This is a genomic window from Sorangium sp. So ce281, from assembly GCF_051527395.1.
Classification (GTDB): domain Bacteria; phylum Myxococcota_A; class Polyangia; order Polyangiales; family Polyangiaceae; genus Sorangium; species Sorangium cellulosum_B.
In genome coordinates this window covers 6029758-6044093 of record NZ_CP150322.1, presented here as the reverse complement: position 1 = coordinate 6044093, position 14336 = coordinate 6029758, and the positions used below count along the sequence as shown (strand labels likewise).

The following is a 14336-nucleotide window of genomic DNA, read 5'->3' as shown; positions in this document are numbered from 1 at the left end:
AGGTGCCATGCGGACGCCTGCCGAGCCCAACCAGGACGAGACAGCCGTCATCTCGGGCCGACCGCTGGAGCTCGAGGCGAGCGCCGCCGGCGACGCGCTCCCCGCCGGCGCGGTGGTCGGGGGTTACGTGCTCGACGACGTGCGGCTCGGGGGCGGCTTCGGCGTCGTGCACCGCGCCGTCCCGGTCGGGGGCGGCGCGCCGGTCGCCCTGAAGGTCCTCCGCCGCGGCCTGTCGCTCCTGCCGGCGATCCTCCGGCGCTTCCAGCGGGAGGCGGAGGTGCTCGCGCGGCTCAAGCACCCGGCGATCGTCGAGGTCCGCGGCGTGGGCGCCCTGGACGACGGCCGGCCGTACATCGCGATGGAGTGGGTCGAGGGCCGGAGCCTCGCGGCGGAGCTGAGCGCGCGGGGCGCCTTCTCGCCGCCCGAGGCGGTCGCCCTGCTCGAGGAGGTCGGCGGCGCGCTCGCCGCCGCGCACGCGATCGGCGTCGTGCACCGCGACGTGAAGGCCCAGAACGTCATGGTCTGCCCTGGCGCGGGCGGGCTCGGCGCGCCGGGCGTGAAGCTGGTCGACTTCGGCATCGCCAAGCTCCTCCGCCCGCGCGACGTCGATCGCGCGCGCGGCGCCAAGAGCAGCAGCCTGATCCTCGGCACGCCGCTCACGATGGCCCCGGAGCAGATCCTCGGCGGCGCGGTGGACGCGCGCACGGACATCTACGCGGTGGGCCTGCTCGCCTACCAGCTCGTGACGGGCGAGCTGCCGTTCCAGGGCGCCGATGCGGTCGAAACCGAGGAGATGCACCTGCGCGCGCCGCCGCCCTGCCCGAGCGACCGCGCGCCCGTGTCGGCGGCGTTCGGCGCGGTGGTGCGCCGCTGCCTCGCCAAGGAGCCGGCGGACCGGTACGCGGGCGTGCCCGAGCTGCTCGCCGCGCTCCGCCAGGCGGTCGCCCGGGCGGTCGGCGCGCCGGGCCGCCAGACCGTGGCGCCCGCGGCGCGCTCGCCGGTCGGCGCTCCCCTCGCGGGCGCCGGCGCGCACGGGCAATGCGCGCCGCGGGGGCCGTGCGCCGCGCTGCTCGTCGAGGCCCGGCTCTCGGCGCCGGACGAGGCCGGTGACGAGGCGCTCGCCGACGTGGAGCGCCTGGTCCAGGCGGCGCGCGCGGCGCTCGTCCGGCTCGGGGCGACGCTCGTGGTCGAGAGCGCCGACGCGCTGCTGGCGGCGCTGCCCGCGCCGTACGATCGCGCGCCGGAGCGGGCGCTCGGCTGGGCCCTCGAGCTCTGGGCGGAGCTCGGCGCGCGGGCCGGCGCGAGCCCCGAGGTCCTCCCGCGCCTCGCGCTGCACGCGGCCGAGCCCGAGGCGCTGCGCGGCTGGGCGCCCGCCGCGACCGGGGCGGGGGTGTTCGTGACGGACGCGTTCGCGGAGGGGCTCGCCGGGGAGGCGGGGGAGGGGGAGGGGGAGGCGGGGGAGGCGGGGGAGGCGGGGGAGAGCGAGCGAGCGCCGCGCCCGGCCGAGGGCGGCGCGCTGCGCCGGGTGGCGCCGTGAGCGGCGCGGCCCGACGCGGGCGCGCGCCGCCACGGCCGCTGCCACAGGGTGTCACAGGGGCGGTGTGACAGGGGACAGCCGGGATGTGGCAGGCAGGGCGCCTGCGCGGCGCGGAGCCGCCCACCGGCGCGGCGCGGAGCTGTCCTGCGGCGAGCGCGGCGACCGCCGCGGACGGGCCTCCGATGCGCGTCGGTTCGACATCGTCGGTGGGAATGGCCCTCAGCGGGCGCCGTGAGGCCGCTGGAGCCGCGCGCTGGCAAGGCGCTTGCGATGGCGCTTTGCCGCGAGGCGCCGCCGCGGCCGTGCCACTCCCGGCGCGCTGCGCGGCTGGCCGCCTTCGCCTCGAGAACAAGAGAGCCAAGGAGACATCGCCATGCGCATCGTTCGCTCTGCATTCGCCCTCGTCGCCCTGTTCGCCGCCGGCTGCGCCGTGGAGTCGGCCGACCCTGATCTCATGGAGAACACCCCGCCCCTCTCGGAGAGCTGGACCGTCAGCAACCTGGCGGTGAACGTGCTCTGGGACTCCGGCATCGGCGTCAACCTCTCGGCCTGGAGAAGCATTCACTGCCACCTCGATCATGGCCCCGGGTACATGTTGACGGACCTCAGCGCGTTCCAGGCGCCCCTTGTCAATCCCGACAACTTCATCGCCAGGATGACTGGCCTATGTCGGGAGTTCGACCTCCCGAATGTGACGCTTCCGCGGACCGGCGCGATCGCGGCGGAGCTCCTCTTCACGGCGCCGAGCTTCGGCCCAGGCCCGCTCAACGCGCAGATCCCGGTCGCCAACTACCCCACGGGGCTGGAGCTCAAGGTGAACGCCGCCAACACCTATGTGAAGGACGTGCGCATCACGTACGCTCCCAGGAACGCGGCCAATACGGCACTCGACCTCGCCTCGCCTTCCCACACGAGCTGGGCGACGGGGTACGCCGGGAACAAGGTGACCCTGAGCTGCCCGGCCCAGCAGGTGCTGGCGGGGGTGGATGTCAGGCACGACGTGGGCGACGGGAAGATCCGCGTCCTGGAGATCCACTGCAGAGCGCTGCAGCCCTGAGAGGGCCAGCGCTGTCGCGGCGAGTCGCCCCGGGGCCTCTCCATCGGCGGGTATCCGATCTCCGCCACGTCTGAAAAAGGAAAAAGAGAGCTCGCCGCACAGGGCAGCTGCGCGCCTTTCCGCCCGCGGCGTTCCACGAGGCTGAGGGAACACACGCTGACGACGGCGTGGCGCGACCATCGCAGCCTTCATCACCAAGGTATTCCACGAGGGCCCCGGGGTTTCCGTCGAAGGCGGCGCGGCCGGCGACGTTCACGATCGACGTCTTGATCGACGTGTCAGAGTAATCCACCATACCGCGCTTGCGGTCGACCGTATTCACGAGGATTGCCGAGCCGCGTGCCATCGAGGCGCTCGAAGGCGTTTGGGCCTCGAACAGCGTGTGTAGCTACCAAGAGCGCATCGACCGCCGGCGGCGCGCGAGTCCGCCACGAACAGCAATGAGAAGCTCGCGATCTTCTACGCGTCATATCACGCTCCGAACAGCGTCTTCCCGCGGGGGTGACCGCGCGTGGCGCGACATGCTGTGGAGCTTGCCCACGACGAACAGGTCGATCCGTGGGCGGAGCCAGATGCCCTTGACGTGGACCGTCCTGTCGCCGGTCTCGAGATGGTTGAAGGGCGTCTGGAACACACGGTCGATGCCCAGCTTGTGCAGCTGTCCCCTCTCGAAATCGCGTTCTTCTGCGCTGGTCATCTCGGCGTCGCTGGGATGGCACCGACGACGCTGCCGCTTGACGCGCTCGACGTCGCGCACAAGAGCGGATCCATGTTGGGTATTCGAACGCGACAATGGCTTGGTCGAGCGGGACAATGGCTGGGTCGAACGGGACAATGGGTGGGCGTCGGCCTCCTCGCCGTGCTCATCGTCCTCGGCACACAGCTCCTCAAGCGGCGCGCAGGAGCGGGAGCCCGCTCCGTGGCCACGGTGACGTATGCCTGGATGCAGCGGCGGGGGCCTGATGGGCTGAACGTCAGCGTCGATCTCTACGCGCCGCCGCGCGCGAGCAAGCGCGGCCCGCTGGTCGTCCTCTTGCAGGGGAACGAGCCCTCGCAGCCCGACGAGCGACTCGCCTTCGCCGCGAACGTCGGCGACTCCCTACAGCGAAGCGGGGTCGCCGCCGCCGCCGTCTCGTTCAACGTCCACACGGGCTACACGCTGCGCGCGTGCGCGGCGGACGTCGCCCGGGTCTTGCAAGAGGTGACCGACGCGCGCAACCCGACGCGCGTGGTCCTCGTCGGACGCGGCCTCGGCGCGTGGATGGCGTCCCTCCTTGCGCTCGATCGGCGGCTCCTCGAGGGGGCCGGCATGGATCCCAGGCGCGTCGATGGCGTCATCCTGTTGCGCGGCACCTACGACCTCGGCGAGGCGGCGCTCGAGGGGCACCCCGACGCGGCGTTCTTCGCGGGCTCGGTCGAAGATCGCAGGGAGTCCTCGCCCATCACGTACGCGCGGTCCGACGCGCCGCCGTTCTTGATGCTGTTCGGCGGGGAGGACGACCTCGGCTGGGCGCGCCTCGCTCGCCCCTTCGCGCGCGCGCTCCAGAACGCGGGCGCGCGCGACATCGACTACTTTGTCGTCCCCAGGCGCGATGCGCACAGCATCGCGCACTGGGGCGGAAGGGGAGACATGGTCGGCGATCTGGTGTTCCCCTTCGTCGCCTCGGGCCTCAAGGACCTCCCCATCGACAACCCCTTCGGCGTGCTCCGCCGCTGGGGTGCACGGCCGCCGTTCGACCTGTCGGAGCTCCGCAAGGATCCCCGGGCCATCACCACCTACCCGGTCGACGCCGCGCTGCGGGAGACGATAAGCGGCCTCTTCGGCAAGGGGGGGCTCGAGCGCTACCCCTTGCCCGGCAAGACGTATCAGGCCATCGATCTGCTCGCCTACCTGGCCGGGCGGCCGAAGTCCGAGGTGGGCGAAGGGGACTGGCTGGTGGTCTCGAACCTTCGGGGTGAGCAGCAGTACTTCTCGCGCGAGGCGCTGAAGAAGGCGCAGGCGGTCATCGTGGTCGGGCTCGACGACGAGGACAATCTCTACCGCATCGTCGACTTCTACCGGCTGAAGCAGGCCTACTCGTGGATCGAGGGCGAGGAGCCCATGCCCATGATGATCCGGCCGCTCGGCGCGTTCCTGCACTTCCGGACGCCGCTGCCCGCGGACCTGGGGAACAAGACCTACGCGGCATTCGGGCTCGGTGCGGCGAGCTTTCACTGGGTAGAGAGCGACCCGCTCGCGCCGTTCCGCTCGCTCTCCGGCGGGGTGCGCGAGGCGCTGATCGGCGAACAAGGGTGCGTCAAGTGCCACAGCTTCCGTGGCGTCAACGCTCGGGCGCACCACGCGCTGGCGCTCGACGGCACGCCGTACGGGGCGTACGCGCTGCCGCTCGAGGAGTATCCGAGCGAGGTGCTGCGGCGCTTCTTGTTCGAGCAGGACGCGGTGGCAGCGAGCTTCGGGGTCATGCCGCTCCGGGTGGACGAGACCGTCGCGGGGCAGCTCCTCGACATCGTGAACCACGAGAAGAACGAGACGAAGTAGCGGCCCGACGCCTCAGGGGTCCACTTGTTCGTGGAGCGCCGCCGCCCACTCGGCGTGCGCGCGCGCCGAGGGGTGCAGGCCGTCGCTGGCGAGCATCTTCGCCTCCGCCTGCTTGTGCATGAGCGGATAGAGGTCCACGTAGCGCGCGCCGGCGGCTCCTGCCTCGTCGCGCAGAACGGTGTTGAAGGCGACGATGTCCGCGCCGATCTGCCGCGGATCTCCGAACGAAGCGGCGGCCGGAGAGAGCGACCAATCGGGCTGCGGCAGCGCCACGATCCGATCCGGCGCGACGCCAGCGTCGATGATCGCTCGGAGGAGCACCCGCACGCGCGAACGGTAGGCGTCCGCGCTCCAGCGACGCACGTAGTCGTTGGCGCCCACCGCGAGCGTCACCAGCGTGGGGCGAAATGGCGCCACCTCCGGGATCTCCCGCTCTTGCACGTCTTCGGCGGTGTAGCCGTTGACCGCGACGTTCTTGAGGGTCACCCGGCGGCCCTGGGCGCGCCAAAGCTCGGCGAGGCGCGAGGGGAACGCGTCGGACGGCGGGTTCCCGGTCCCTGCCGTGAAGGAGTCGCCGAGCGCCAGATAGCGGATCTCCTCGAGCCCGCGCGTGGGCGCGACATCCTCGCTGGCGCCGGTCGTCGCGCTCCGTGGAGAGCTGCCGAGCAGAAGCAAGGCGAGGAGAATCCCGCCGAGCAGGAGCAAAAAGGGCAGGAGAAGCGGGCGGAACGAGCGCATCAAGAAGGATAGCATCACTTCATCGACGATCTAGATATCCATCGAATCGCTCCTCGCGGTCTGACCACGGGACCAGCCAAGGGGCAGGGTGGCGTGGACGATCGTCGATTCGCATCGGGCTATCCGTCCGAACCTGGCTGCGGCGCCACCCGCGAGTGTATGGACCGGGAGCTTGGGTGACACATGGGGGAAGCCGTTTGCTCGTCCGTCAGGGCGCCTTCACCTCGACGGGGATCGCGGAGCTCGCCCCGGCGCCGTCGCCGAGCTGACCCAGGGTGCCTCTGCCCCAGCACAGGACCTGGCCGGGGCCCGTGGGGCCGCACGCCCCCTCGACGATCGCGCACGTGTGGAAGAAGCCGGCGCTCACCGCGACGACCTTGGCGAGGGCCGTGCCGTCGCCGAGCACGACGGGTTCCAGTCGCGTGTTATCGGCCCTCGCCGGCGTGCTGCGACCGAGCTGCCCTTGCTCGTTGCTGCCACGGCAGCGGAGCTGCCTCTGGTCGTCGATCGCGCAGACGAAGACGTAGCCGGTGGACATCCTACCCCAGACACCCGGGATCGCGGCCGCCGTCCCGGCCGGGGGAGCCTCGGCGCCGTGCTGACCTGAGCTGTTGTTCGTCCCCCAGCAGAAGAGGCCTCCCACGTCGTCGCGCGCACAGCCGAAGTTCGTGCCGTAGGAGATCTCGGAGAAGGGCAGCGTCGCTCCCGCCGCGATGAGCGGCGTGTGCGCGCTGTAGTTCGCGCCGCCCTCGGAGCCGGCGGGTGTGTTCGTGAGGATATACCCGCCGCCCATCGCGCCCCAGCAACTCAGCCCGTCTTCCGCCGCGCCGGTCGAGAAGCAGCTGCCTATCGAGCCGATGCCCCGCGCGAGGATGGCCCTCGGACCGGCCGTCGCGGTGAAGTTGAACGCTTTCACCGGGACGAGGCTCTCCTCGCCGGTCGCCTCCGGCCCGAGGCTCGAGAACAGGTTGGACCCCCAGCAGTAAATGCTGCTGGTCGAGGTGAGCGCGCACGCCGAGTACCACTCTGGCGCGATCTTGCGCACGAGCAACGGGGCCGTACCGTCATTGACGATCGCCGGGGCGTCGTGGGCCATCGAGTCCTTGGAGCCATTCGCGAGGAGGCCGGTCTCGTTGTTTCCCCAGGCCCAGAGTCGGAGCTGGCTGTCGATCGCGAAGGTCGCCTGCTCGGTCAGCGCGACTTGCGTGATCGTCGCCGCGCCGAGCGACGCGGGAAAAATCACTCTCACCGGCGTGCTCGAGGAGACCGCCATCGCCTGCGGAACACCCAGCTGGCCGAACGAGTTGTCCCCCCAGCAGGTGAGAGAGCCGTCATGCCGGATCGCGCACGTATGGCTGCCGCCCGCAGCCACCATGACGGCGTCGGCGAGCGTGGGGCTGTCTGGCGGGATCTGGCATCCAGGATCACCACCGCCGCCCCCGCTCCCACCGCCGGCCGCGCCCCCGCCGGCCGCGCCGTCGCCGCCGGCCGCGCCGTCGCCCCCGCCGCCCTGCGCATCGATCGGACCGCCGCCCGTTCCGCCACCCGCGCCGCTGTCCGAGAAACGCCGCTCGGGAGCGGTGCATCCTGCCCCCGCAGCGAGGGTGGCGGCGACGACGACGAGCAAGGAGCAGAAGTTCGGTCGCGTCTGGGTGTTCATCTTTATCTCAAGCATCCGGTTACACTCCCAGCGTCCTTTGCACAGCCTTACCGCACGGAGGACAAGATGTCCAGTTGGGCACCGATCACCGATGTCCCCGCTTTCCCGGAGGCCTCAGGGGGCGTTTTGGCATGCACCTGCTGAGCGTGGGCGATCTCAGCAGAGCCTGCGGGCGCCGGCGAGCGGCAAGGCTCCGGCTGCGAGTCGACGCGAGCGGTGGGCTCGATCGTCCTTGGATGATGCGGTAGTGGCCCGGGGTACGGCGCGAGTTCCGCGCGTCCCGGCACGCCGGAGCCGCCCCTCAGCCCCTCCACGAGCGCCGGGCCGCGCGCCGGTAGCGCTCCAGCTTGAACATGAAGGCGGGAAGTCGGGAAGAAAAGATCAATGATCTTCCCGCCTTCATGTTCAAGCTGGAGCGCTACCAGGCGCGTCCACCCCGGGGATGGGAGCGACCCGTCGTTTGTTGGAGGCGCGTCCACCGGGAGACAGGGGGCGCCATCTGTTGCTGGAGGCGTGTCCACCCCGGAGATGGGAGCGACCCGTCTTCTGTTGGAGGCGCGTCCACCGGGAGACAGGGGGCGCCATCTGTTGCTGGAGGCGTGTCCACCCCGGAGATGGGAGCGACCCGTCTTCTGTTGGAGGCGTGTTGACCGGGAGACGGCGCCACCCATCTATTGCTGGAGGCGTGTCCACCTCGGAGATGAGGGGGACCCATCTTTTGTTGGAGGCGTGTCCACCGGGAGACGGCTGCCATTCATCTCCCGCGTGGACGAGCCAGCTCACCCGGATGGGTTCACGGCGTACCGGTCGCCCCGAACGGGGGCGCCGAGACGGATTCGGGCTTCTTGGCTGGGGCTCTCCGGCGGGATCTCGCGAGGTCGTCGACCATCTCGACGTAGGGCGCCAGCAGGAACGCGGCGAGCGCCTCGCTCCCCGGGATCTCCGGGTCGGCGTGGCTCTCGATCTTCTGGATCAGGCTCCGCAGCGCGTCCCGGGCGGCGCTCCACTGCGGCCGGCCATCGGTCGGCCCGCCCTCCTTGGCGGTGGCCACGGTCGTGAAGCCGTACGCGTCGCCGAAGCGCGCGTGGGCGGCGACGAGCTGCCGGTGGTGCCGGATCCCGCCGAACCCCTCGATCACCGCCTGCGCGCGTTCCTCCTCGAGCGTCTTCATCCGCTGCACCATCGCGGTCCACTGGAGCCTCGGCCGGCGCGTGATGAAGCGAAGCCCATCGGGCGCCGGGAAGAGCTGCGCGTAGAGCCAGCGCGCCTCGGACGGCGCCGGCGCCTCCCCGTCGTCGGAGAGGCCGGCCGCTCCCGCGTTCCACTGCTCGAACGCGCGCCACCGGTCGTCGCTGTCGCTGTTCGCCGCGCTCCGCTCGGCCTCGCTCGCCGCCGAGTGGCGCTGGTCGGCCTGCGCGCTCGCCCGCATGCTGCGGAACCCCTGAAGCTCTGTCGTGGCTGCGTCGAAGCGCCTCCACGGCCTGTCGATGTGCGGCGGCAGCGCCGCGAGGAGCTCGACCCCCCTGGGCAGCGGCGCGTCCCCCTCCTTGCGCTTGCCGCTCTTGGGCCGGAGCACCGCCGCGATCCGCGCGCTCACCTGATCTCGGACAGCGATGACGTCGTCGGCGACGAGATCCGGGGGGAGGGCGACGGTCGAAAACATCGGTGATTCACTCACGGGGAAAACCTCCTGTGATGTCTTATGGGATCCGGCCTGCCGCTGCGGCGGCACGCCGTGGTTTCGTTGCGGCGTGGCGGCATGGCAACACGTGTGCCGGCGCGAGGTGAGCCCGTGGCTCGGCGCTGCCGCGCAGGACGGAGAGGAGGGGGAGAGAAGGGGAGCGCAACGCCCTGCCGTGAACCGCAACGGATTGCGCCGTTGCGCAAGGGTTCGCTGCTTGAGAAGGCGAAGACTTCTCGAGGAACGATCGCCCCCGTCGAGGAGCGGACTACCGAGGTAAGCGAGAGGAGCGCGGTGGATGCTTGTGCCGACGCAGCGATGCGTGGAGGGCGATTCGTGCGGCTCGGGTGCTCGCCGCGGCGAATGAGGGGAAGCTGTGGCCGTCGCGCCGGCCCGGCGGGGGGACGCGGGCGGTGGTGACGCTGCCGCGCGGCCAGGCTTGTGGTAGCGTCCGCCCCGGAGCTCCTCTGCCATGAGCAACGCCCCGATCGCCACCCTCCGCGGCCACGCGGTCTCCAGCCGCGTGCTGACCCCGCCGCCGGCGCAGAACCTGGACGATGCCGTCCGCCTCTGCGACCCCTACTCGCCGCTGGACCCGCGGGAAGACTCCAGCCTGTTCGCCAACCTGACGGCCATCCGCGGCAGCGATCGCCTCGGCCGGATCGTCCGCAACATCCGCCGGTCCGGTGGGATCCCCACCCTCCACTTCGTCAGCGGTCACCTCGGGAGCGGGAAGACCACCGAGCTCCTTCGGATGAAGGTCCAGCTGGAGACGGCCGCTCACGGCGCGCCGCTCGCGACGGTCCTGTTCCTCGACGCCGACGTGATGCTGAACCGGACCGACATCGACCTCGAGGACATCCTCCTCGCGCTGTGGAAGCTCGTTTATGAGCAGCGGAAGGCGGCGGCGGTGAAGGTGCTCGTGCCGCTGTGGAAGGACCAGATCAAGGAGGCGCTCAGCAAGACGATCACCAACCTTCCCGGCGACATCTCGGAGGCGCTCACCCGGATCCTCGGCGAGGTCCGCCTGCCCAGCGCGGAGCGCCGGAAGGATATCCGCACCGCCCTGCGTTCCACGACGGCAGTGCTGATCGAGGGGCTGAACAAGGCGTTCGCCGCGACCAGGGAGGCGCCGGACGACGGCGCGGGTCCGCTGGTGGTGCTCATCGACAACATGGAGAAGCTGAGCCAGGCACACCATGAGGGGGTGGAGCGGCTCTACCGGGAGCGGATGGGCGCCCTGAAGAGCCTCGACGCGCACCTCGTCATCACGGTTCCGCTGTATCTCTGCTACGCGCCGGCCGGCGCGGGGCTGAGCGGGCTCTACGGCGGCGAGATCGTCGTCGTGCCGATGATCGAGGTCCGCCGGCGCGCCGCGGAGGGCGGTGGGGACAACCAGGGCGGCGTGACCGCGCTGGCAGACCTGCTCAAGAAGCGAGTGCGGTTCGATCGTCTGTTCGAGGAGGGCGACAGGGCGGCGGAGCGAATCGCGCGCCTCAGCGGCGGCTGCATCCGGCACGCGCTCCACATGGTGCGGGCAGCCAGCAATGAGCACGATGACCCTCCGGTGACCGCGGCCTCGGTCGAGCGGGCCGCCGCCATCTTGCAGGCCGATTTCGAGCGGGCGCTGCCAGAAGGGTATGTGCCGATTCTGCGCCAGATCGCGGAGACGAATCGATTCCCGGACCAGTGCGAGGTAGGGGTGAAGCGCGACCTGCTGCTCAACCTGTTCGTCCTCGAATATCAGAACGGCGGTCCGGACCCGTGGCACGCGGTCCACCCGCTCGTGGAGCGGTGCCGGAAGTACCGTGAGCACGGGTGAGCCTGCGGGCGGGGGGTCGTACCTGCCGGGGTCCGCTGCCGAGCCCATCGCCAACCTGACCGACGAGTCCGAGGAGCGGCTCAGGGCGCTCCGCCGGGGACTGCGGCGCGCGGACCGGTTCACGTTGTTCGTGGTGCTGGCGTCTGGCGCAGCGCGCGCCGAGGTGTTGCGGCGGATGCGAGGATGGAGCGGGCAGGAGGGGCTCCCGACGTTCCAGTTCCTGCCGGATGGAGCGCAGGGGGTGCGCGCCATAGAAGAGCTCCTGGAGACCGCGGGGCCTGTCCAGCCGCTCCGGGGTGTCGTCGTGCCTGATACAGCGTCGTTGCTTGACGCTGCGGAAAGTCGCGCAATTCAGGCGCTCAACGTCGCGCGCGATACGCTGGCGCGCGTGATCGTGGGACCGCTCGTGCTGGTGCTTTCGCCGGACCGCGCCGCCGAGCTGTCTCGGATGGCCCCTGATCTGTTCGACGTACGATCAGGGACATGCGAGGTGGAGGCGCTCCCAGGCGCCACGCTGGGCGATGAAGCGAGGCTCGTATCGCCGCCCGACGAAGCGCGACGCCCGGCGGGATCCATCGATGAGCTGGACGAGTTGAGGGCGACAGCAGCCCGACTTCGTGAGAGGATGGCTTCGCCGGAGGCACCGCCGCCGGCCGCGCTGGCGGATGCATGGCTGAATCTTGGGCAGAAGCTACTGGTTCATCACTATGCCCTCGACGAGGCGCTGGCCAGCTCAAGGGAGGCGAGACGCCTGGCGGAGGGTATCGGATATCACGGCGCAGTTGCGGCTGCCTTGGTCCTTGAAGGCAACGTGGCAATGTATCGTGGGGATCTCGAACGCTCAAGGAAGGCATACGAGCATGGCCTGGAGATCTCTCGAGCGGCCCAGGATCGCCTCGGCGAGGCCAACTGCCTGAAGAGCCTCGGCGACCTCGACATGCGCGTCGACGACCTCGATGCCGCTCGCACCTCCTACACCCTCGCTCTGGCCATCTTTCGCGAGATTCGCGGGCGCCTCGGTGAGGCCAACTGCCTGAAGAGCCTCGGCGACCTCGACATGCGCGTCGCCGACCTCGATGCCGCTCGCGCCTCCTACACCCTCGCTCTGGCCATTTTTCGCGAGATTCGCGGGCGCCTCGGCGAGGCCAACTGCCTTCAGAGCCTCGGCGACCTCGACATGCGCGTCGCCGACCTCGATGCCGCTCGCGCCTCCTACACCCTCGCTCTGGCCATTTTTCGCGAGATTCGCGGGCGCCTCGGCGAGGCCAACTGCCTTCAGAGCCTTGGTCGCCTGGCACTTGCGGCCGGCGAGCCCAAGGAAGCCTTTCAGCGCTTCCTGGAGGTGCTCGCCCGCCATCGCGAGATCCGGGATCAACTTGGCGAGCAGGCTGTTCACGGCTACCTCGCACGCACAGCCGCGGCTGTCGGCGCTCTGGACCAAGCGTTGAGCCTCGCAGAGCTCTCCCTGGACATCGGCCGGCGGATACTCGATCGCTTTGGTCAGAGAATCACACTAGAGCTCCAGCTCCGGCTCTTCTCCAGCCTGCAGGACGGCCGGGCGTTCCTCGCCACCGCCCTTCTACTCCGCGATCTCTGCAACTCCCTCGACGAGGTCGATCGCGCCCAGGGCTACGCTGCCCTCCTTGAACAGGCACAGCACACGCTGCCGGCCGAGGCGTGGGCCGACCTCCAGCAACATGCCGAAATCGTCCGCCAGGCGGCCGTCGCTGCAGCCTCTCAGCGCCTCCAGGACACCGGCCGCGACCCCTACGCCCTCCCCAGCCTTCCTGACGCCAGGACTCCATGACTCTCCAAGAACCCCCGTTACGCCGACCGCGTTCGTGTGGCACGAGGGGCGTGGATCGCGCCTTAAAGACGTGTCCGTTGGCCGGATGCAGCAGGTGGGGCGTCTGAGTTCCTGGACGGCGTGCCTGGGTTCCTGGACGGCCCCGCCCGCGTCCTGACGAGGCGGACGCGGCGCGAGATCCGCGATCAGGGCGCTGTGCCGTGGCGTTCCATCAGGCGCGCCGTCATCGCCTGCGCGGCGTCGGCGACCCGGGCGGCAGCGCGCGCCGCGTCGCTGACCACCTCGTCCACGCGGCGCGCGCCGTCGCTCCCGGCCTGCCCCCAGACCAGCGCCGCGGGCAGCGCGATCCCGAGCGCCAGCGCCGCCCCGGCCGCCGCGACGCGCCAGCGCCGCCCCCGCGGCGCTGCCGGCGGCGCCACCGGCACCCCCGCCGCGGCCTCGAAGGCGGCGATCATCGCCTGGACGCTGGGGAACCGCTCCGACGGGCTGATGGCGAAGGCGCGCGCGAACCACGCCTCCAGGGCGGGCGGCGCTCCCGGGCACAACGTGGCCAGCGGGGGGCGCCCGCTGACCAGGATGGCCGCGAGCACCGCGGCCAGGTTGCGGCCCGGGAAGGGCTGCCGCCCGGTCAATGCCTCGTGCGCGACGACGGCGAGCGACCACATGTCGAGCTGCGGGCCGCCCAGGCCATCACACGTGTGCTCCGGGCTCAGGTACGCCGGCGTGCCCAGCACCACGCCGTCCGCGGTGCGGCGGCGGAAATCGGCCGGCCGATCCTGGCCGACCCACTTGGCGATCCCGAAGTCGGTGATCTTGGCGCATAGATGGCCGTCGCTCCCCTCGACGAGCAGGATGTTCGACGGCTTGATGTCCCGGTGCACGACGCCGAGGCCGTGCGCCGCCGACAGCGCCTCTCCCAGCTGCCGCAGCAGCGACGCGAGCTCGACGGCGGGGAGCGTCCCTCGCTCCTCCAAGAGCTGACGCAGCGACCTGCCGCGCACGTGCTCCATCACGATGTACGGGCCCGCCGCCAGGTCCTCGCCGGCGTCGAGCACGGCGACGACGCCGCGGGTCTTCTGTCCGAGCTGCGCGGCGACCCGCGCCTCCAGGCGGAACCGCTCGATCGCGTCGACGTTCCGCCCGCCCCGGGCCACCGTGAGGAACTTCAGCGCGACATCGGCGCGCCGGACGCCGTCGTGCGCGCGCCAGACCTCGCCCATCGCGCCGCGCCCGAGCAGCTGATCGACCTGGTAACGCCCGTCGATGAGGCGGCCTCGCAGCCGTACGGAGCGGCGCGACGAGGCGGGGCGGGAGTCCGCCGGTCGATCGGCGAGCGCGACGGCAGCGCGCGCGCCGTCTCTCCTCTGGGAGTCAGGTTGTGAATCGAACGAGGAAGGATGGAACACGATCGAGCACCTCCGTGCCGCCTCTGTGTCCCAGCCACGTCGGTGTCCCTTCCGGGCGACGCGCTGGGGTCAGGGACCGGGGCATTCCC

Annotated in this window: 10 protein-coding genes; 5 read left to right on the top strand and 5 right to left on the bottom strand. The window is 71.0% G+C overall.

Features of this window, described 5'->3' with window-relative positions; all coding sequences use genetic code 11:
- The first annotated feature begins 7 nt into the window (after positions 1-7).
- Positions 8-1537: a serine/threonine-protein kinase gene (locus tag WMF27_RS22885; protein ID WP_437766770.1), complete on the top strand. Its 1530-nt coding sequence runs from the start codon at positions 8-10 to the stop codon at positions 1535-1537.
- 373 nt (positions 1538-1910) lie between these two features.
- Positions 1911-2594, top strand: coding sequence for a hypothetical protein (locus WMF27_RS22880; protein ID WP_437766771.1), 684 nt, complete (start codon positions 1911-1913; stop codon positions 2592-2594).
- 466 nt (positions 2595-3060) lie between these two features.
- Here WMF27_RS22880 and WMF27_RS22875 read toward each other — a convergent pair whose 3' ends face one another.
- A complete protein-coding gene (locus WMF27_RS22875; RefSeq protein ID WP_437766772.1) occupies positions 3061-3351 on the bottom strand; it encodes a hypothetical protein in 291 nt (96 codons plus the stop codon).
- Positions 3352-3432: 81 nt separating this feature from the next.
- Here WMF27_RS22875 and WMF27_RS22870 point away from each other — a divergent pair, with 81 nt between their 5' ends.
- Entirely contained in the window at positions 3433-5133 is a 1701-nt protein-coding gene (locus WMF27_RS22870; RefSeq protein WP_437766773.1) for an alpha/beta hydrolase family protein, read from the top strand.
- A 12-nt stretch (positions 5134-5145) separates the two neighbouring features.
- Here WMF27_RS22870 and WMF27_RS22865 read toward each other — a convergent pair whose 3' ends face one another.
- From WMF27_RS22865 to WMF27_RS22855, 3 genes are all read right to left on the bottom strand, one after another.
- Complete coding sequence (locus WMF27_RS22865; protein WP_437944498.1) at positions 5146-5886, bottom strand: SGNH/GDSL hydrolase family protein; 741 nt, start codon at positions 5884-5886, stop codon at positions 5146-5148.
- A 193-nt stretch (positions 5887-6079) separates the two neighbouring features.
- Positions 6080-7531: an RCC1 domain-containing protein gene (locus tag WMF27_RS22860; RefSeq protein WP_437766775.1), complete on the bottom strand. Its 1452-nt coding sequence runs from the start codon at positions 7529-7531 to the stop codon at positions 6080-6082.
- A 793-nt stretch (positions 7532-8324) separates the two neighbouring features.
- Complete coding sequence (locus WMF27_RS22855; RefSeq protein WP_437766776.1) at positions 8325-9194, bottom strand: hypothetical protein; 870 nt, start codon at positions 9192-9194, stop codon at positions 8325-8327.
- Between the two features lie 490 nt (positions 9195-9684).
- Between WMF27_RS22855 and WMF27_RS22850 the strand changes: the two genes are divergently transcribed.
- The gene (locus WMF27_RS22850; RefSeq protein WP_437766777.1) at positions 9685-11034 is read left to right on the top strand and encodes a hypothetical protein; all 1350 of its coding nucleotides are present in this window, start codon (positions 9685-9687) and stop codon (positions 11032-11034) included.
- Positions 11021-12841: a tetratricopeptide repeat protein gene (locus tag WMF27_RS22845; RefSeq protein WP_437766778.1), complete on the top strand. Its 1821-nt coding sequence runs from the start codon at positions 11021-11023 to the stop codon at positions 12839-12841. The genes WMF27_RS22850 and WMF27_RS22845 overlap by 14 nt, the downstream gene beginning before the upstream one ends.
- Positions 12842-13026: 185 nt before the next feature.
- On the opposite strand, the gene WMF27_RS22840 is transcribed toward WMF27_RS22845, so the two are convergent.
- Complete coding sequence (locus tag WMF27_RS22840; protein WP_437766779.1) at positions 13027-14247, bottom strand: serine/threonine-protein kinase; 1221 nt, start codon at positions 14245-14247, stop codon at positions 13027-13029.
- Positions 14248-14336 lie beyond the last annotated feature (89 nt).

Excerpts from the sequence above, each read along its gene's own strand:
- WMF27_RS22885 (WP_437766770.1), top strand. The coding sequence starts at position 8 with ATGCGGACGCCTGCCGAGCCCAACCAGGACGAGACAGCCGTCATCTCG.
- WMF27_RS22860 (WP_437766775.1), bottom strand. The coding sequence starts at position 7,531 with ATGAACACCCAGACGCGACCGAACTTCTGCTCCTTGCTCGTCGTCGTC.
- WMF27_RS22865 (WP_437944498.1), bottom strand. The coding sequence starts at position 5,886 with ATGCTATCCTTCTTGATGCGCTCGTTCCGCCCGCTTCTCCTGCCCTTT.
- WMF27_RS22880 (WP_437766771.1), top strand. The coding sequence starts at position 1,911 with ATGCGCATCGTTCGCTCTGCATTCGCCCTCGTCGCCCTGTTCGCCGCC.
- WMF27_RS22850 (WP_437766777.1), top strand. The coding sequence starts at position 9,685 with ATGAGCAACGCCCCGATCGCCACCCTCCGCGGCCACGCGGTCTCCAGC.
- WMF27_RS22855 (WP_437766776.1), bottom strand. The coding sequence starts at position 9,194 with ATGTTTTCGACCGTCGCCCTCCCCCCGGATCTCGTCGCCGACGACGTC.